The following is an 18620-nucleotide window of genomic DNA, read 5'->3' as shown; positions in this document are numbered from 1 at the left end:
GGCTACACCAGTATTAAACTTCAACCTGTATATTGTCGATTAATCTAACACTTCCTAAAAAGGCGGCAGCTAAAATAACAAATCGTGTATCTTCGAGTGTAGCAGCTTTTAATGTATCTCGTTGAGCTATCGAAAAATAATCTGGTTTTAGCCCTGCGCTTTCTAAAGTCGCTTTAGCATCAGCTTCAAGAGTAGCAAACGCTTTATTTCCGCTTTTTAGTTGCTGCGCACAGTGATTTAAAGTATTGAATAAAATCGTAGCGGTTTGCTTTTCATCACTTGATAAATACCCATTGCGTGAGCTCATGGCAAGGCCGCTAACTTCACGCATCGTTGGCACACCAATAATTTCTACTGGTATCGACAAATCACGGGCCATTGTTTTAACAACTTGCAGCTGTTGAAAGTCTTTTTCACCAAAGCAGGCGTAATCAGGTTGGACTAAGTTAAATAGTTTAGTGACAACTGTTGCTACACCTTTAAAATGACCAGGACGTGAGCCGCCGCAATAGCCCATCGAAATACCTGGTACATCAACAAAACTTTGCACCCCTAAGCCATTTGGGTAAATAGCCTCTACACTGGGGATAAACAAAATATCCGTTTCAAGATCGGCTAAACCTTGTTTATCGGCATCTAAGGTACGCGGATAATTGTCTAAATCTTCGTTAGCACCAAATTGCATCGGGTTAACAAAAATACTAACAACGACTTTGTCGGCCAGTGTTTTTGCTTTTTCTACCAACGAAAAGTGGCCGCGGTGCAGGTTACCCATAGTAGGTACTAGTGCAACACTTAAACCCGCTTGGCGCCAAGCTCTTATTTGACTGCGTAATGATTTAATTTCAGTGATTGACTGCATTATTTAAACTCGTGTTCAGCGCTTGGAAAAACGCCGCTTTTAACATCGTTACAATACTTTTTAACAGCGGCAGGCATGTTGCCTGTTTCGAGTAAAAAGTTTTTTGAAAATTTAGGAATGTAGCCTGCAGAAATGCCGACTAAATCGTGCATAACCAAAATTTGACCATCGGTTACATTGCCCGCACCAATCCCTATAGTCGGAATGCTTAATGAGTCAGTAATACGTTTTGCTAAGGCACTTGGAATACACTCAAGCACGAGTAGTTGAGCACCCGCTGCCTCTAATGCTTTTGCATCGGCAATAATTTTTTGTGCTTGTACTTCTTCACGGCCTTGAATTTTAAAACCACCAAATACGTGCACAGATTGTGGCGTAAGCCCTAAATGCCCACACACCGGAATACCTTGTTGAGTGAGTGATTTAATGCTGTCATGTAGCCATTCACCGCCTTCAAGCTTGATCATGTTAGCACCTGCGCGCATCAACTCTGCGGCATTTTTACAGGCATCATTTGGATTTGCATAGGTCATAAACGGTAAGTCGGCAATAACAAATAGGTCACGGCTTCCAGCACGAACACAGCGAGTATGGTACGCAATTTCATGGTTTGTTACAGCGAGTGTGTCATCGCCACCTTGTAATACCATTCCCAAAGAATCACCGACTAAAACAACTTCAACGCCATTCTCATGAAATAACTTAGCAAAACTGGCATCATAAGCTGTTAACGCAGTGATTTTATTACTTTCAGCCTTCATTTTATTCAAAGTTGAAACGGTTATTTTAGACATAATATTCTCGCAGACAGTGGCCTTAGTTAATTACAGCGGTAATTGTTGTAAGTCGTTAAGCGGTAGGTTATTTGCTATCTGTTTGATAGATACGCCGCTTGGTAAAATAAGTTCGGGTGCAATTTCTTGCAGCGGGTAAACAACAAATTCTCTCTCGTTTAACCCGTAATGAGGCACCGTTAAACGTTTAGTATTTATAACCTGTTCACCAAATAATAAAATATCAATATCCAGTGTGCGTGCGCCCCAGCGCTCAGCTTTTCTGACTCGACCATGTTCCAGCTCTATGGCTTGGGTTAAATCGAGTAGTTGCTCTGGCTCAAGTGAAGTATTGATACAGGCGACTGCATTCACATAATCAGGTTGATCTTGTGGTCCCATAGGCTTGCTCGCATAATAATGCGAGCAGGCTAAAAGTTCGCTGTTTGGCAAGCTTTTAAGTGCAATAACAGCGTTATCAAGTTGTTTTTTAGGGCTGTTAAGGTTTGCACCTAAACCCAAATAGACACGTTGCATTATTTACTCAGCTGGCTTTTTAGTAGTACGACGACGAGGTCGCTTGCGTGGCTTTGGGCCACCTTGATGACCAAGCTCTCGCACCATTTCTTTTTGGCCATTAATATCTTGACCTAAGTACTGTGTCCACCACTGTGCCAGCTCTGTATGCTCAGTTTCACCAGCATCAACACGCAATAGTAAAAAATCATAAGCGGCTTTAAAGCGCGGCTGCTGTGTTAAACGATAGGCACGTTGGCCTGCACGTTTATCTAAGCGTTGTTGAATATGCCAAATATCACGAGCACCTAACGTAAAGCGTTTTGGTACGGCAATATGTTGGGCATTCTCACTCAGTACTTTATTAATTGCTTGAGCAAATGCATCGTATTCTGAGAGTTGCTCTTGGCGTCTAATTTTTTCAGTACGTTCAATCAGCGGGAACCACAGTAATGCTGCAAATACAAACGCAGGGGTGACTTTTTTCTCTGCATTAATGCGGATGTCAGTGTTTGCAAACATTTGCTTGATGAAGGTTTCTTCAAGCCCGCCTGGGTTTTTATCCAAAATGCGGTCAAGTTCTGGGAACAACGATTTAAATAACCCGTATTTGCGCAGCATTATAAAGTTTTGCTGTGCTTTGCCGTTTAAAAATAGCTTGAGTATTTCTTCAAATAAACGCGCTGGCGGAATATTATCAAGCAAGCTCGCTAATTCGGTAATCGGCTTTTCGCTTGCTGGCGCTATTTGCATATCTAACTTGGTGGCAAAGCGCACTGCGCGAAGCATACGCACGGGGTCTTCACGGTAGCGTGTTTCAGGATCGCCAATTAACTCTATTTGTTTTGCCTTTATGGCCGCTAAACCATTGGCGTAATCATAAATACAAAAATCATTGATTGAGTAGTATAAGGCATTGATTGAAAAATCACGACGCTCGGCATCTTCTTCAATGCTGCCAAATACGTTGTCGCGAAGTAGTTGCCCATGTTCGCTTGATTGGCTAATTTGATTTTTATCTTCTTGTGCTTCGTGATGGCCGCGCATGGTGGCCACTTCAATAATCTCACGACCAAAAACAATGTGCGCTAAACGAAAGCGGCGGCCAATTAAACGGCAGTTACGAAACAGTTTTTTAACTTGCTCAGGGGTTGCATTGGTTACAACATCAAAATCTTTAGGTTGTTGGCCTAACAATACATCGCGAATGCAACCACCAACTAAGTAGGCATCATAGCCACCATCTTTTAGGCGATAGAGTACTTTGATTGCATTTGGGCTAAATTGTTTGCGAGAAATACCATGCTCACCTCTAGGGATCACTAACGGCTCACTGCTGATTGCGACATTTTCGTTATTGGCACTTGGGCCAATAATTTGTCGACAAAATTGAAAAAGCTTGGAAATAATAGTCTGTCTCCTAGAGAAGCGGTTGATTTACTCGCCATTGCAATCAAAATCACAGCAAGTATTCGCTTAAAGCGTTATTTTTACTGTTTAATGTAATTAGCATATATTTAGGCGGCTATCATATACCAGCAAGGTAAAAAAATTAAGTTGCAGCACTGAAATTAAGCCATTTTTAACGATTTTATTTGAATTAATTCCACGTAATACGTAAAGGGAGGTTAAATCTGTATTTCACGCTTAGCAGGAACAAGGCTTAAGTTAAAATGCGCCACGCCCCAAGCGAGTAACTGTTCGCAGGTTAAATCCATTAGTTGCTCATGTATTGGCAAGCCTAAAAATTTAAATACAGCTATTAAAGTGGGTTTTGGATTTTGTTTGCAAATTGCAGGGGCATAATTTTGCTTAGACAGTTTAAACCCTGGTTTTGCTACCGCTAAAGGTAAATGAGCAAATTCTGGAATAGGGTTATTAAGTTGCTTAAACAGACTGATTTGACGGGCGGTAGGTTCAAGTAGATCAGCGCCTCGTACAATTCGATTGATCCCTTGCTCAATGTCATCAATAACCACCACCAGTTGATAGGCAAATAAACCGTCGCTACGTTTTATAATGTAATCTTCATGGGCCAGAGCAGGGTCAACGTCAATACGTCCCTGAATAAGGTCGTTATAAGTCACGGTTGCATGGCATTGAGTTAAGCGAAGGGCATGACCCTGTTCACTGAGTTGGCTATGTTTACATTGCCCTTGATAAATACCGCCGAGGGCTTTTATTTGCTTACGAGAGCATTGGCAGGCATAAATAAGCTGTTGTTTTGACAGTGAGTTTACTGCATCTTGATAAATAGTAAGACGCTGTGTTTGATACACAACGTTTTCATCCCAATTAAGGCAGTAGGCGTCTAAGGTATTTAAGATATCGGTGGCGGCGCCTTTTACAACGCGAGTAGTGTCTATATCTTCAATGCGAACTAACCACTTTCCTTGGTTAACTTTTGCATCTAGGTAGCTACCTACAGCCGCCACAAGTGAGCCAAAATGTAACGGCCCCGAAGGAGACGGTGCAAATCGGCCGCGATAGTCAGATACTTGCGCGGTAACGGCTGTAGAAGACATGGCTATAACTTAATTAGCCGCGTCCAGCTTGTTTTTCTTTAATTTCGGCAAGTGTTTTACAGTCTACGCATAAATCAGCAGTAGGACGTGCTTCTAAACGACGAATGCCAATTTCAATGCCACAAGACTCACAAAAACCAAACTCGTCTTCTTTAATTAAGTTGATTGTTTTTTCAATTTTCTTAATTAATTTGCGTTCGCGGTCACGAGTACGAAGCTCTAATGAGAACTCTTCTTCTTGTGCTGCGCGGTCAACGGGATCAGGAAAGTTAGCTGCTTCGTCTTGCATGTGTGACTTAGTACGATCAACTTCGTTTCGTAAATCATTACGCCAAGTTTCTAAAATTGTTTTAAAATGAGCACGTTGTGCTTCATTCATGTACTCTTCACCCGGTTTTTCTTGGTATGGTTCTAAACCGGCTTGAGCCAATAAACCATGTCTTTTTTGGTCTGGCATAACTCTCTCCTAAATCCTTAATTTAATGCCTCAGCATTAGCCGGCGGTATAAATAGCAGAAACTCATACCCTAGGCAAATTTATTTTTAAATAATCGAATTAGCTTCAACCCTGTTTACTCATATTAAAGTAGCAAAAGCAGTGTTTATATTTTTTATTACAGTATCGGTTTATAAACTGGCGTTGTTATGTGGGCAAAAATAATAAAAACAACTTATCTTTTACTTTTCGGATAAGTATTTTTTGGGCGTGGCGAAATACCAACGCTTAAATGCGCTCTTTTTACTCAACAAATGCTACTTTCTCAACCAAAGTTACTTCACTCGCTGAAATGTGTGCTTTATAAGCTAATACTTCTACGCCTTGCTCAATGGCCTCGCTAAGCAATTGTGCATAGGTTGGATCAATATGCACCGCAGCACTGACTTGTGTGATGCCTTGGTGCAGCACTGCAAATAGTAATACCGCTCGATGCCCTTGTTTGACCATGTCGATTAATTCACGAATATGCTTTTGCCCACGAACAGTTTGGGCGTCAGGGAAGTAGCTTTGACCGCTTTGTGGACGATCTTCGCTCAGCAGCGTGACTGATTTAACTTCAACATAACAATTGGCTTTGCTGCTGTGGGTAAGTAAAAAGTCGATGCGGCTGTTTTCACTGCCATACTTCACTTCACTTTGTATGTGTTGATAGCCTGTAAGCTCATCAATAACCCCATTATTAAGTGCTTCTTCGACCACTTTATTGGCAACGGCGGTATTTACACAAATAAGTTGTGATAAGTTATTTTGCGTCAGCTCTAATGACTGCGGGTACTTTCGCTTAGTATTACTGCTGGTGGAATAAAAGGCAGTAAAACCGGCATCGGCACAGCCCGTCATCTTACCCGTATTAGCACAGTGAGCGGTAAAAGTGCTGCCATCACTGAGCTCTAAATCAGCTAAAAAGCGTTTGTAACGTTTTAATAACGTAGCAGATTGTAATGGCGGGGTGTACTTCATTAATGACTTCCTTTTATAACCAGAATTCAGGTTAAGTAAAATAAGACTTTACGGACTATTTGAGGTTATTTACCGCAAGCAGTTGGGAACTTAAGCGCGCTATAGTAAACTCAACCACACATTTAAGTGCAAGGATATTCTAACATGAGTGAAAAATTTGTTGTTCAATTAAGCGAGCAATCGGCACCAGGGCATTGGGGCGAAAGTGCGTCACTATCTTTTAACGAACACGGCGCAACGGTTCATTTATCTGAGCAAGAAACATTAAAAAATGTGCAAAAAGCAGGTCGTACTATTGCCAGCCAAGGCATTAAAAGTGTTGTGCTTGAAGGTGATGTATGGTGTACAGAGAGCCAATGGGCTTTTTACCAAGGCTTTGTATCACCAAAAGTACTAAACGGTGTTGAGTTTGTTGATAACGCACAATCTGATCTTAAAGAACTCGCTGATTTAAAAGCATCGGCAACGTGGGCGCGCGAAATGATCAATGGCACCGCCGATGACATTTACCCAGAAAGCTTGGCTGAAAAAGCCGCTGAATTTATTCAATCACTGGCACCAGAGCATGTTAGCTATCAAATAATAAAAGGCGATGCGCTATTGGAACAGCAGTGGATTGGTATTCATGCCGTAGGTCGTGGTAGTGAACGTCCGCCAGTATTACTTGAGCTTGATTACAACCCAACTGGCGATGAGAACGCACCGGTAAGCGCAGCACTTGTTGGTAAAGGTATTACGTTTGACTCAGGTGGTTACTCAATTAAACCAAGCGAAGGTATGTTGGGTATGAAGTGCGACATGGGTGGTGCAGCAACGGTAACCGCAGGTTTGGCACTGGCAATTAGCCGTGGCGTAGAAAAGCGTATTAAACTGTTTTTATGTTGTGCTGAGAACTTAATTTCCGGTCATGCATACAAGCTAGGTGACATTCTTACTTACAAAAATGGCACAACCGTTGAAATTGTAAATACCGATGCTGAAGGGCGTTTAGTATTAGCTGATGGCTTAATGGCCGCAGGCGAGACAGGCGCTCCACTTATTATTGATGCGGCAACCCTTACTGGTGCCGCCCTTGTTGCTGTTGGTCAAGAGTACAACGCATTGTTTGCCCTTGATAAAGAGCTAGTGCGTGAAGTGGAAGACTTTGCGTCACAAGAAATGGAAGCCGCATGGCCATTACCACTTGAAAAATGGCATCAACAAAACTGCCCATCGCCGTATGCGGATACAGCAAATAGCCGCGCCCAAAAAGGCGGTGGTTTCGGTGGTGCATCTAACGCCGCTGGTTTCTTATCTCGCTTTGTGCCAAACGATGGCAAAGGCTGGGTACACATCGATTTAGCTGCTGCATTTAATATGGGTGGTAGCACAAGTCAATGGGCTTCAGGTGCAACTACACAAGGTATGCGCACCGTAGCACGCACCCTACTTGAAAAGGCATAATCTACTGAGATTACGCATTAGTTAAAAAATAGGTACCTTAGGGTGCCTATTTTTTTATCCGTCAAACAAGCAATTTTGTTTTATTTACGGTAAAATCTTTCGCCATTACGTGTTTGGGCATCTATTTTTATTTAAACCTCGCTCAAATATTATACATACCACTGGGATCCTTATTATGTCAGAAAAGTGCTATATCACGGCTCAACAATTACTTGAAGATTCATTCCGCGTAGCGGCACAAGTGTATAAAGATGGCTTTCGTCCAGATTTTATTATTGGTATATGGCGCGGTGGTGCTCCAATTGGGATTGCTGTTCAGGAATATTATGATTACAAAGGCATAGAAACGGATCACATTGCGGTTCGTACCTCGTCTTATTACGGTATTGGTAAGCAATCAAAAGAAATCAAAGTACATGGTTTACACTACATAGTTGAAAACGCAAATGCTGGTGACTCTTTACTGATTGTTGACGATGTTTTTGACTCAGGTCGTAGTATTGTGGCGCTAAAAGAGAAGCTTTCTGAACTAATGCGCTTAAACTTACCGAGTGATATTCGTATTGCTTGTCCATACTACAAGCCAAAAAACTCAAAAGTAGATACAGTGCCAGATTACTACATTCATGAATCTGAAGAATGGTTAGTATTCCCGCATGAATTATCAGGGTTAACGCCGGATGAAATTATTGAAGGCAAATCTGATCTAGCGAAAATTCACGATATTTTACTTGAAAAATAAACGTGATTTTGCTCAATAAAAAAGGCCTTAATGGCCTTTTTAATTGTCTTTAAAGCTGTGCAAAGCTATCTACATAGTCACTGAGTTTAGGAATATCGACAGCTTGCAGCCCTTGTGTGCTTCGTTGCACTAGGTTTTTTTCTACTAACTCACTCACTACCCGACGATATGCACGCTCAGTAGTTGCAAAGCGCTCTGCTTCGGCATTTACCGTAGGATAAGCACGCAATAAAGTGGGGTTGTTATTCTCCGCACGCAATAAACAGTCTTTAGCAATGTTGTAGCTTAAGGGAAGTAACAGCTTATCTAAATTAATTTTTTGATTTTCTTGAAACTTAGCCGCAATCGTTTGCGCCGTATATAAGCTTAGCTCGGGTTTATCGAGCAATAATGAACGCCAATGTTTTAGCTCAATAAGATTATACGTGACATCACTGAAGCAAGTTACTGTGTAAATACACGGGTTATTGTTGAGTGCTTCAATTTCGCCAATCAAGGTGTTATTACAGTCGAGCTGGCCAAGTAGCAGACGCCTGCCATTACCTACATCGTAACTAAACGATACAGTACCACTTCGCACCAGTACCAACTTAGTGAGTGGTTGGTCTTGCTGTATTAATATTTCTTTTTTTGATTGCTGAAAACTACTGCCGGCAAACGTCAGCAGTTGATCAACAAGGTAACTGGAAAAATGGTATTGAAACATCAATCATGCTCTTCGGACAATTGTCCTATTTATTACACCTTAATGACGATAGCATTAAGATTAAGAATTTATGCTAACTTGCCCACGCCGTTAATATAATTAACAGCGTTAAATGACCTTCATTCTTCCGTGTAATGATTAAAAATTGTGGTATTAACCAGTATATTTTAAGGTTTTATTGGTAAGTTAGCTTTTTTATTTTAACTACTGCGTAGCGTAGCGTAGCTTAATAATGTACTAAAATTTAACGCGTAATACTAACCTAAAGCCTAGGAGAGAACAATTGAGTTGGGAATATTTAGGTTATTTAGCATCCGTCTTATTAGTCATATCATTAACTATGACTGATGTAACCAAACTACGTTGGTTTAATTTATTGGGCTGTATTGCGTTTACTTTTTACGGTGCGGCTATAGGCTCAATGCCGGTGGCTTTTACCAACGGCTTGTTGGCTTTGGTTAATATTTATCACATTATTAAGCTATATCGTCAGTCAAAAGTTGATACAAAAAAGGGTTAACGCAAGTTAACCCTTTTTTGTTTTTAATTACTCAGCTTTTGTAGCGTCTTTTTCGTAGCGTAACGTACCCGCAATCCACGTTTGCAGCACCTGAGTTTTGTATAGCTGCTCAATGGGGACTTTAAAGTAATCTTGATCAACCAGTATAAAGTCAGCCCATTTACCTTGCTCTAAACTCCCTAGCTTAAACTCTTGATGCGCTGCATACGCGCCGCCAAGGGTAAACGCATGTAATGCATCTTCTCTGCTTAACACTTCACTGGCGCGCCAACCATTTTCAGGCAATTGATTATGATCCATACGTGTAATGGCAGAATATAAGCCATCAAACGGATTCGCCAGCTCGACAGGGTAATCAGAACCCGCTGCAATAGTCGACCCCTGCTCTAAGAATGTTTGCCAAGCGTATGCGCCTTTGAGTTGTTTATCGGTTAAACGCTGCTCTGCCATATGCATGTCTGATGTGGCATGCACAGGTTGCATAGATGGAATTATTTTCAGGGTTTTAAAGCGCGGGATATCCTCTGGCGAGACTATTTGTGCATGCTCCATACGATTGCGCAGTAGTATGCCACCGGTTTGTTTAAATACATTTTGATAGGCATCTAGCACAATTTTATTTGCTCTATCGCCAATTGCATGTGTGTTAGCGCTAAAACCATTTTTAAAAGTCAGGGTAAATAATTGCTCTAGCTTTTGTTGGGTTTCAAGCATAAGGCCAAAATGGTTGGCTCTATCAGCGTATTCTTCAATAAGCGCAGCACCACGTGACCCTAATGCGCCATCAGCATAAATTTTTACACTGCGGATAGATAAAAAGTCTTGTGAATCTTGATAACGACCGGCTTTAAGCATCATGTTTAAATCTGGGCTTGCTGCACTTAACATCGCTACAATTCTAAGCGGTAATGTGCCTAACTCGGCGCGTTGTTTGTAAACTTGCCATGTGGTTTTATCAATACCTGCATCATGAGTTGAGGTAATGCCTAGGCTTAGTAAGTGTTTACCTGCGGCATCTAATGCATTACTGACCGATTGTGCAGACGTTGCAGGCATATGTTGAGTAATTAAGGTTTCTGCTTTATCAATAAAAATGCCGGTGGGCTTACCAAACTCATCTTTTATAATTTCTCCGCCAGCTGGGGCTGATGTATCAGCGTTAATATTGGCAAGTTCTAATGCTTTTGAGTTAACCCAAATGGCGTGACCATCTACTCGCGATAAAATAACAGGGCGATCGTTAACGACTTTGTCTAAGTCAGCGGCCGTTGGAAAGCGACTATTTGACCATAGCTCTTGGTTCCAGCCTCGACCAATGATCCAACCTTTTTTATCTTTGGCAAATTCCTTGAGTTTAGCGGTTACTTCATCTACCGACTTTGCACCGCGCACATCAAGTTGCGACAAATTATTACCTAGCCCGATGATATGTCCATGCGCATCAATGAGTCCTGGAAGTAGAGTTTTGCCTTTCGCGTCAATTAGGGTTGCACCAGGAAAGCTATTTTTTAAGTTGTCTGGACCTGTCTTAACTACTTTGCCATCTTTTATGACCAAGGTCGTAAACGTGTTTACTTCGCCATGGCGCATTTTTCCTTTATACAAAGGTGAGTAGCCATTGGCGTTATAAATGACTTTAGTTTGTGCTATTGCCACGCTAGTGACGGCACAAAGGCTTGCTAGCAATATCGGTTTTATTAGTTTTATCAGTTGCATAAGACGCACATTGTTATTATTTGTACTATCACAGTAGCAAACTCAAATTTAGAATACCAATAGCATAATTTATTAAGCGTCGTATAAGTCAGCCTTTAGCTAAATCAAGCAACAAGTTAAGGGTGAAATAGGATGTGTTAACAATGGGGGTTTAACTTTCTAAAGCTTGATATTGTTAACCAAGCTTTATTTGAGGGAGCTATTTATTTACTGGCGTACAAACTATATTCACTTAATGACAATTGTGCGTCTTTATCATGGTCGTAACTGCCAAAACGTGACCATAAAGCAGGATCACTGGCAGTTTCCGAACGAGTCAAAAAGCCATCTTGGTTGCGGTCAAGTTTTTCAAACTTTTCGGCAATATAACTGCTTGTTGCAAAACTCATACAGCTAAAAACAGTCAGTGTTAGTAAAATAATATTATGAAAAGGCTTCATATAAATGCTCAGTACAGGTTAGTGGTTAAGTAGTTTTTAAACTCAGTTAAAGAAATTCTGTTGTCTTGATTTTCATCCCAATCTGAAAATGAGTTTAATAGCTGAGGCTGAGCAGCAAGCTCGCTGTGGGTTAAATATCCATCATTATTTTTATCCAAATGGTCAAAGCGTTGCTTTACATCAAGTGCGAATGCACTTTGGCTGATAAAAAGTAAAGCACCAATAAAGGGAAGCTGTATTCTCATAGTTGGCGTTCCAAGGTGTATTTTAATTGCTGCAGTATTGAAAGAAAGCACTTGCCATAATTTAACTCCCAACATTAAATCCGTTTACACACTCCCTCAGGGATTATGGCAAATGCTTTTAACTCTATAATATAAAACTTAACTTGAATCTAAACTTAAGGTTTAAAGTTTTCGAACTCTTTTTTAGAAATCATCTCGTTATTGTCTTTGTCTAAATCAGTAAACTGCTTAAGCAGCTGCTTATCTTGTTTGGCCTCAGTGAGCGATATTTGGCCGTCCATATTTTTATCTAAATGCATAAAACGTACATTTAACGACGATGCCAATGCCGTCGCGCTAATAGCTAAAAATAGTAGCGAAAAAGCACCAATTAATTGTTTCATAAATATACTCCTTTATTTTACAAACTGTTTAAATTCATCGAACGATAGTTGTCCGTCTTCATTCTTGTCTATTTGTGCAAAATTCTCATGCAGTAATGCATCTTCGCCGGCCTCTGCTTCGCTTAATGTACCGTTGCTGTCTTTATCTAGGCTGTAAAATGCTGTATTCACATCAAGCGCAAATAAATGGCTACTCGTTAAACATAACGCTATTAAGGCAGTAGATTTTAAATAACCTTTAGTCATTCCTTGGCCTTTAAAAATTAATATTTATAAGCGTAATACAATTATAGTGCCATCTTTAATTTTTATTAAAAATCAATGGTTTAATTTTTTAACTTGTTTTTAATGAGTAATATTTACCGACGGTTGTGTGTTTTATGCAACATTTTCTTAGTTAGAATTTTTTACTATTTTTAAATCAAGTGTTTAACTTGTCGCAATTGTGCGACATTGCAACGATTTTGCTCTCAAAAATGTATTTGGTTCAGCGAGTGTATAAGTTGAGCGCTTAATAATAGAGCGCTTAAAAGTAGTAAAGGATTAGTGTATGCCTGCAATCATGGCTGAAAAATATAAAGCATTGGTAAACTGGCGTCCTAACTTGATTGGCCAGTTTGTAATGAGCATGCTGTTGTCACTCTTGCCTTTGTCTATTGTGGTTATTGTATTTTTAAATGTATTAAATAAACAATTAGCGGTCACACAGCAAATTGTCAGTAATAACTATCAAGTAACCAAGTCGTTTAATCTGCTTAAGCAAGAGCTTAATAGTTTAGAAAGAGCAACTAGGCAAAACTGGGTATTAAAGAGCGACTCACTCGATAAACTTATCGTGGATAAATGGCAGTCATCGCTGGACAATATAAATGAGCTTAAACAGCTTTCTAGCAGCCAACAAAGTACTCAACAATGGCAACGGTTAACAGATACGCTAAAAGCAGCGCATACCAAACTGGTGGTTGAAGCTCGTGAGCAAGCAGAGTTGTTTGTGCCAATTAGTGAAATACTGGCAGATCTAACAATGTGGTTGCGCGAAACCAATGAAGCCAAAATCACTCAAAACCAAATTAAACTTACAAATTTACAAGCCTCCTTTATAAACTGGTTAGTGGCACTTACGCCTTTAACCTTACTTGTTGGCGGTGGGTTTTTATGGCGGATAAGTGGCCGTTTAAAAGGTTTAACCTCCGTTATTGATAAATTAGGCCAAGGAGATTGGCAGCAAAAAATATCGGTGCAGGGATCAGCTGAACTCATAGAGTTAGGTAACAAGTTGCAGTGGGTGCAAGCGCAGCTGCATATGTTAGAACAACAAAAAGATACATTTTTACGCCACGTTACTCACGAATTAAAAACCCCTTTGGCTTCTATGGTTGAGGGCACTGAGTTATTAGCCGATGAAATTGTTGGGCCAATTAATAATGAGCAAAAAGCGGTACTTGGGCTGATCAGTCAATCGATGGTGAGGTTACGTACTATGATAGACAGTTTATTGAGTTATAACGCCATTCGCACCAGTAAAGACAACGTCAGTGAAGTGGAATTTAATCAGCTAATAAAAAAGGTAAATAACCACTTTGAGCACCGCTTAAATGCGCGAGAACAATCGCTTATTTGGCACAATAGCTTACCGACAGTTGCACTTAATTTACCGAGAGAATTAATTGAAATGATTTTAATTCAGTTAATCTCTAATGGTTTAAAGTTTTCTCAGCCAAACCAAGTCGTTACTATTAGCTTGAGTCTAGAAAATAACGGCCTAAATATGCAGGTGGCAGATGAGGGCTGTGGCATTAAAGAGCATGAAAGAGAACATGTTTTTGGGGCGTTTTATCAAGGCAAACATACCAAAGAGATTAGCTTACAAGGCAGTGGTTTAGGCCTTACTATAGTCAAAGAGTCAGTTGAACAGTTACATGGGCAACTAAAAATTGAGCATAATGAGCCGCAAGGCTGTCGATTTAACATTGTCATCCCCTATAAAAATAAAGGAGTTAAATAATATGTCTGCGCGTTTAATGGCTATTGTATGGCTAACCAGCAGTCTTGTTTTTTTATCTGGGTGTGAAATAACAAACACTCAAACACAGGGTGAATCAGCATTAAATGTACCCTCTCAGCCAGATAGCAAAACGAATCAGCCAAATCCCAAACCTCGGCCAAAATCAGAGCCAATATATCCCTCTGCAGCGCAAGTTATTGCATGGCACGCCCATCAGTGTGGTGGCTTTAAATTAACGCCTGACAATAAAACTTACTTAGGGGAGCAAGCACTTAAGGCATTTTTTAATACCGCATGCGTCAACCTTAGTCGCGACCCTGATACTGTTATGAGTCAATTGCTTAAGCTAGATCAAGCTTACTATTGGCCAGACGATATAAAACACTATTTATGGCTGCAAAAGCAGCAGGTATTAATGCAAATAAATGCAAAAAAACAACAGCAAGCATTAAACGCTGAAATGCAAAAAACCTTATCGTCATTAGCTGCAATTGAACAGCAACTTTTATTACGTGAAGAAACGAAGGAGCAGTAACTATGTCAGTCACACTTCCATCAAGCGCTAAAGTGTTACTCGTTGATGACGATGCCAGCTTACTGCAGTTACTGGCAATTCGAATTCAATCAAAAGGTTATGAAGTAACAACCTGTGATAGTGGCATGAATGCATTACAAATACTTAAAAGCCAAGTATTTGATGCGGTGATCACCGATTTAAGAATGGATGAAATGGATGGAATGGCACTGCACCGACAATTGCAAAGCCGCTACCCAGCACTACCTGTAATTATGATGACGGCTCATGGTTCAATTCCTGATGCGGTAGAGGCGACTAAGCAAGGTATTTTTGCCTTTATTACTAAGCCAGTTGATAAAGATGAGCTATTCGATAGCTTAGCTAAAGCCATAGAAATACATGGGGTGAATAATGATGATATTACTCCGCAAAGCAATATTGTTACTCGCAGTGGCGCAATGCTGCATTTGCTAGAGCAAGTTAAATTACTAGGCCCTACTCAGGTAAATGTACTTATCTCTGGTGCTAGTGGTACGGGTAAGGAGCTGCTTGCACAGGCAATTCATCAGCACAGCCATGTTAGTGATGGCCCATTTGTGGCTATTAACTGTGGGGCCGTGCCTAGTGAGCTATTAGAATCAGAGCTATTTGGTCACAAAAAAGGGGCATTTACAGGAGCTGTAAAAGATCACCAAGGCTTATTTCAGCAAGCGCAAGGCGGTACCTTATTTTTAGATGAGATTGGTGATATGCCGCTTAATTTACAAGTTAAGTTGTTGCGTGTGCTGCAAGAAAAAACCATTCGCCCAGTGGGCTTTCAAGAAGAAATTCCTATTAATGTGCGAATTGTGTCTGCAACCCATAAAAACCTGCCTGAAGCGATAAGTAATCAGCAGTTTAGAGAAGATTTATACTACCGGTTAAACGTCGTAAACTTAAAGTTGCCCCCGCTGTGTGAACGCCGTGAAGATATTAGCTTATTAGCCAACTTTTTTAGTACCAACATCGCAAAGCGTATGGAGCAAAAAGAAAAGCGCTTTGCAAACGATGCCATGCATGCCCTAGTAAGGTATGATTGGCCAGGTAATATACGTCAATTACAAAATGTAGTGGAGCAAGTGGTTGCGTTGACTCCTAGTGAGGTTATATCTGAACATTTAGTGCTTAGTGCCCTAAACAGTAATGAAAGCAACGTTGAGCCATTATCACTTAATGAAGCTAAAAAAGAATTTGAACGAGACTATGTAATTAATACCCTGAAAATGGCAGGAGGCAATGTGGCAGAAGGCGCCAAACTTGCCAAGCGTAATCGTTCTGATTTTTATAAGTTGATTAAAAAGCATGAGATTGACGTAGATAGTTTAATTTAATTTGGTTTTTAAAAGGAAGTGAGCATGCAGTTATTCATGGTGTATTTAGGTGGACGCATTCAAGGTTGTCACATAGAAATGCACGACGTACGTTTTGTGGTAGGCCAAAATATTGAGCAAACCTATACCAAACTGAAAAGCCAATGGGTGGGTGATAAAAACAGTGTACACATGGATAGCTACATGGCGGTTAATCACATTGATGGTTATAAAATCGAGGTAGTTGATAGTTATGTAGAGCAAAATAAGCAACTTTATTTTGTTAACTTAGGTGCTTACAGAAGCGACTCAATGGCAGAGCAACACGACTTTGCTTTGTATGTTGCCAGCAGTAGTGAAGAAGCGAAACAACGCGCTAAAAATGACTTATTAGCAGGGCTGAGTCATCTTCATAAAGATGATTTATATGATGTTGATGACTGCTTTGCGATTGATTTACTCGATAGTCAGCTTAATATTAAGCTAACCCCAAGCGGCCAAGCACAACCAATTAAACCGGACTGGTTTGGTTATCATGTATTATAGCTAAAAGTTAAGTCTTTTATTCCTGCTCTTGTTGTTCACTTTTGGCTGCCATTTTAAAGGCTACTATTACTAAGCCAAACATAGCAAATGGGATTGCAGCTAACAAATACTCAACCAAATGGCTGTCTTGAAAATTAGTTTGCAGCAAAAAATGCCCCGCAACACACATAATAATAACGATCAAAAGGATGGGTAGTAACCTAAGTTCTTTTTTTGCTGAGTGTTTTTTCATTAGTTAAGGTGAGTTTAGGTATAAAAAATAATGCACTATTGTAATGAGCTTACTAAAGCTTGGCAAACAACGCTGATTTTTAAATTGCGATTAGGTATGATTAACATCAAAGAAAACCTTAAAAGTAGTGGTTGGGGATAAAGTGCAACAAAGCTTAAAGCAAGTTTACCTAGTTGGCGGAGCAGTACGAGATAAACTGCTAAACATACAATCAAAAGATAACGATTACGTTGTTATTGGTGAAACGCCAGAGGTTATGGAAGCGCTTGGTTTTTTACCTATTGGCAGTGATTTTCCCGTTTACTTACACCCACACACTAAAGAAGAATATGCACTAGGGCGCACTGAGCGTAAAAGTGGTAAAGGTTATACCGGCTTCGCGGTGAATGCGAGCCCAAACGTAACCCTTGAAGAAGATTTAGCACGCCGAGATTTAACCATAAACTCTATGGCGCTAGACGAAAACGGCACTGTTATTGACCCTTTTAATGGTCAAGCTGATTTAAAAAATAAAGTGCTGCGCCACACCACACACGCATTTGTAGAAGACCCTGTTCGGGTATTACGTATTGCCCGTTTTTTAGCCCGTTATGGCAGTGAATGGTCTATTCATCCAAGTACTACTGCATTAATGCAGGAGCTTAAAAATAAAGGCGAGTTGGAACATCTAGTACCAGAGCGAGTCTGGCTTGAAACAGAAAAAGCGCTTGGTGAAAAACATCCAGAGCTTTATTTTCAAGCATTAGATGGCTTAGGTATTTTTCCTGAAATTGAACAGATGAAAAACACTCCGCAGCCTGAAAATCATCACCCAGAGGGCGATGTTTTTGTACATACTATGTTAGTCCTTAGGCGAGCAGCCGATTTAGGCTTTAACCTAGAAACCCGGTTTGCTGCTTTAACTCATGATTTTGGTAAAGCGCTCAGTTATAAAAAACGCGGTAATTTACGCGGCCATGAACGTGAAGGGGTTGCAGTGGTTGAGGCCTTTTGTGAACGTTTAAAAGTACCTAATCGCTTTCGTGATATCGGTGTGCTTACCAGTGATAACCATACGCTTTGCCACACGCTTGAACAATTAAGGCCGCAAACCATTCATAAATTAATTGTCACTAATTTAAATGCACTAGTGCACCCAGAGCGTTTTATTGCCTTTACTCAAGCTTGTCAGTGTGATGCACAAGGACGAGGCGAAACGCTGGTAGATAAGCCTTATCCACAAGCCGCTAAATTACACGCTATTCACAACGAACTACAAAAAATGGATAAAAAACAGATAGTGCAAGACGCGCTTAAAAGCGGCAAAAAGGGCCCTGAAATAGGCGAAACGGTCAAGCAGGCAGAAATAGACTGTATTAAAGCGTTTTTACAGCTTAATGGCTAACTTGTAAGGTTTGTGTAGTTAAGCACTACGAGCTAAAGCCTCAGCTTGCATGGCTTGTTTATTACTTACCTTGGGCTTTTTAGTCGCGCCCTGTTGAGCATGGTTATTGGCTGCATTAGGACGATATAAATCGAGAATAAACTCTATTTCTTCGGGTTCTAGTAACTCTTTCATTTTGACTCCTCCTAGGTGAGTAGACTAAGACTGAGCGAATGAATTAAAAGTGAATCGTTACACTTGAGTGTGAATTAAATTGT

At 40.4% G+C, this 18620-nt stretch carries 23 protein-coding genes; 8 read left to right on the top strand and 15 right to left on the bottom strand.

Annotation, left to right across the window (positions count from 1 at the left end; all coding sequences use genetic code 11):
- Positions 1-13: 13 nt before the first annotated feature.
- From panC to sfsA, 7 genes are all read right to left on the bottom strand, one after another.
- A complete protein-coding gene (gene panC / locus CWC14_RS12370; protein WP_016900475.1) occupies positions 14-862 on the bottom strand; it encodes a pantoate--beta-alanine ligase in 849 nt (282 codons plus the stop codon).
- Positions 862-1656 carry a 3-methyl-2-oxobutanoate hydroxymethyltransferase gene (panB, locus tag CWC14_RS12365; RefSeq protein ID WP_138563138.1) on the bottom strand — a complete coding sequence of 265 codons (795 nt, stop codon included), beginning with the start codon at positions 1654-1656 and terminating at the stop codon, positions 862-864. The genes panC and panB overlap by 1 nt, the downstream gene beginning before the upstream one ends.
- A 30-nt stretch (positions 1657-1686) precedes the next feature.
- The gene (folK, locus tag CWC14_RS12360; protein WP_138563137.1) at positions 1687-2172 is read right to left on the bottom strand and encodes a 2-amino-4-hydroxy-6-hydroxymethyldihydropteridine diphosphokinase; all 486 of its coding nucleotides are present in this window, start codon (positions 2170-2172) and stop codon (positions 1687-1689) included.
- Between the two features lie 3 nt (positions 2173-2175).
- Positions 2176-3474, bottom strand: coding sequence for a polynucleotide adenylyltransferase PcnB (gene pcnB / locus CWC14_RS12355; RefSeq protein ID WP_138563136.1), 1299 nt, complete (start codon positions 3472-3474; stop codon positions 2176-2178).
- A 305-nt stretch (positions 3475-3779) separates the two neighbouring features.
- The gene (gluQRS, locus tag CWC14_RS12350) at positions 3780-4676 is read right to left on the bottom strand and encodes a tRNA glutamyl-Q(34) synthetase GluQRS (protein ID WP_138563135.1); all 897 of its coding nucleotides are present in this window, start codon (positions 4674-4676) and stop codon (positions 3780-3782) included.
- A 13-nt stretch (positions 4677-4689) separates the two neighbouring features.
- The gene (gene dksA / locus CWC14_RS12345; RefSeq protein ID WP_013465738.1) at positions 4690-5133 is read right to left on the bottom strand and encodes an RNA polymerase-binding protein DksA; all 444 of its coding nucleotides are present in this window, start codon (positions 5131-5133) and stop codon (positions 4690-4692) included.
- A 282-nt stretch (positions 5134-5415) separates the two neighbouring features.
- Positions 5416-6135 (bottom strand): DNA/RNA nuclease SfsA, encoded by a 720-nt coding sequence (gene sfsA, locus CWC14_RS12340; RefSeq protein WP_138563134.1) that lies wholly within the window; start codon positions 6133-6135, stop codon positions 5416-5418.
- Between the two features lie 144 nt (positions 6136-6279).
- Here sfsA and pepB point away from each other — a divergent pair, with 144 nt between their 5' ends.
- A complete protein-coding gene (gene pepB, locus CWC14_RS12335; RefSeq protein ID WP_069440153.1) occupies positions 6280-7578 on the top strand; it encodes an aminopeptidase PepB in 1299 nt (432 codons plus the stop codon).
- Positions 7579-7753: 175 nt separating this feature from the next.
- Complete coding sequence (locus tag CWC14_RS12330) at positions 7754-8320, top strand: phosphoribosyltransferase (RefSeq protein WP_010387648.1); 567 nt, start codon at positions 7754-7756, stop codon at positions 8318-8320.
- Positions 8321-8369: 49 nt separating this feature from the next.
- Here CWC14_RS12330 and CWC14_RS12325 read toward each other — a convergent pair whose 3' ends face one another.
- The gene (locus CWC14_RS12325) at positions 8370-9026 is read right to left on the bottom strand and encodes a Crp/Fnr family transcriptional regulator (RefSeq protein WP_016900456.1); all 657 of its coding nucleotides are present in this window, start codon (positions 9024-9026) and stop codon (positions 8370-8372) included.
- Positions 9027-9309: 283 nt separating this feature from the next.
- Here CWC14_RS12325 and CWC14_RS12320 point away from each other — a divergent pair, with 283 nt between their 5' ends.
- A complete protein-coding gene (locus CWC14_RS12320) occupies positions 9310-9546 on the top strand; it encodes a YgjV family protein (protein ID WP_036981470.1) in 237 nt (78 codons plus the stop codon).
- A 27-nt stretch (positions 9547-9573) separates the two neighbouring features.
- Here CWC14_RS12320 and CWC14_RS12315 read toward each other — a convergent pair whose 3' ends face one another.
- From CWC14_RS12315 to CWC14_RS12295, 5 genes are all read right to left on the bottom strand, one after another.
- Positions 9574-11262, bottom strand: a complete 1689-nt coding sequence (locus tag CWC14_RS12315) for an amidohydrolase (RefSeq protein WP_138563133.1) — start codon at positions 11260-11262, stop codon at positions 9574-9576.
- A 203-nt stretch (positions 11263-11465) separates the two neighbouring features.
- Entirely contained in the window at positions 11466-11702 is a 237-nt protein-coding gene (locus CWC14_RS12310) for an EF-hand domain-containing protein (RefSeq protein ID WP_138563132.1), read from the bottom strand.
- A gap of 8 nt (positions 11703-11710) precedes the next feature.
- Positions 11711-11947, bottom strand: a complete 237-nt coding sequence (locus CWC14_RS12305; protein ID WP_138563155.1) for an EF-hand domain-containing protein — start codon at positions 11945-11947, stop codon at positions 11711-11713.
- 155 nt (positions 11948-12102) lie between these two features.
- A complete protein-coding gene (locus CWC14_RS12300) occupies positions 12103-12330 on the bottom strand; it encodes an EF-hand domain-containing protein (RefSeq protein WP_008111149.1) in 228 nt (75 codons plus the stop codon).
- Positions 12331-12342: 12 nt separating this feature from the next.
- A complete protein-coding gene (locus CWC14_RS12295) occupies positions 12343-12576 on the bottom strand; it encodes an EF-hand domain-containing protein (RefSeq protein WP_076920714.1) in 234 nt (77 codons plus the stop codon).
- A 304-nt stretch (positions 12577-12880) separates the two neighbouring features.
- Between CWC14_RS12295 and CWC14_RS12290 the strand changes: the two genes are divergently transcribed.
- The 4 genes from CWC14_RS12290 to CWC14_RS12275 are packed head-to-tail and all read left to right on the top strand — an operon-like array spanning position 12881 to position 16747.
- Positions 12881-14335, top strand: a complete 1455-nt coding sequence (locus CWC14_RS12290) for a HAMP domain-containing sensor histidine kinase (RefSeq protein WP_138563131.1) — start codon at positions 12881-12883, stop codon at positions 14333-14335.
- Between the two features lies 1 nt (position 14336).
- Positions 14337-14870, top strand: a complete 534-nt coding sequence (locus CWC14_RS12285) for a hypothetical protein (RefSeq protein ID WP_138563130.1) — start codon at positions 14337-14339, stop codon at positions 14868-14870.
- A gap of 2 nt (positions 14871-14872) precedes the next feature.
- Complete coding sequence (locus tag CWC14_RS12280; protein WP_138563129.1) at positions 14873-16222, top strand: sigma 54-interacting transcriptional regulator; 1350 nt, start codon at positions 14873-14875, stop codon at positions 16220-16222.
- Positions 16223-16246: 24 nt separating this feature from the next.
- The gene (locus tag CWC14_RS12275; RefSeq protein WP_024602371.1) at positions 16247-16747 is read left to right on the top strand and encodes a DUF1543 domain-containing protein; all 501 of its coding nucleotides are present in this window, start codon (positions 16247-16249) and stop codon (positions 16745-16747) included.
- 16 nt (positions 16748-16763) lie between these two features.
- Here the strand turns inward: CWC14_RS12275 and CWC14_RS12270 are convergent, their stop codons facing one another.
- Complete coding sequence (locus CWC14_RS12270) at positions 16764-16979, bottom strand: hypothetical protein (RefSeq protein ID WP_138563128.1); 216 nt, start codon at positions 16977-16979, stop codon at positions 16764-16766.
- A 142-nt stretch (positions 16980-17121) separates the two neighbouring features.
- On the opposite strand from CWC14_RS12270, the gene CWC14_RS12265 reads away from it, so the two are divergent.
- The gene (locus CWC14_RS12265; RefSeq protein ID WP_138563127.1) at positions 17122-18363 is read left to right on the top strand and encodes a multifunctional CCA addition/repair protein; all 1242 of its coding nucleotides are present in this window, start codon (positions 17122-17124) and stop codon (positions 18361-18363) included.
- Positions 18364-18381: 18 nt separating this feature from the next.
- Here CWC14_RS12265 and CWC14_RS19170 read toward each other — a convergent pair whose 3' ends face one another.
- Positions 18382-18537: a hypothetical protein gene (locus tag CWC14_RS19170; protein ID WP_171036851.1), complete on the bottom strand. Its 156-nt coding sequence runs from the start codon at positions 18535-18537 to the stop codon at positions 18382-18384.
- Positions 18538-18620 lie beyond the last annotated feature (83 nt).

This window comes from Pseudoalteromonas sp. S3260, from assembly GCF_005886925.1.
GTDB lineage: Bacteria > Pseudomonadota > Gammaproteobacteria > Enterobacterales > Alteromonadaceae > Pseudoalteromonas > Pseudoalteromonas tetraodonis.
This window is presented reverse-complemented; position numbering and strand designations above follow the sequence as displayed.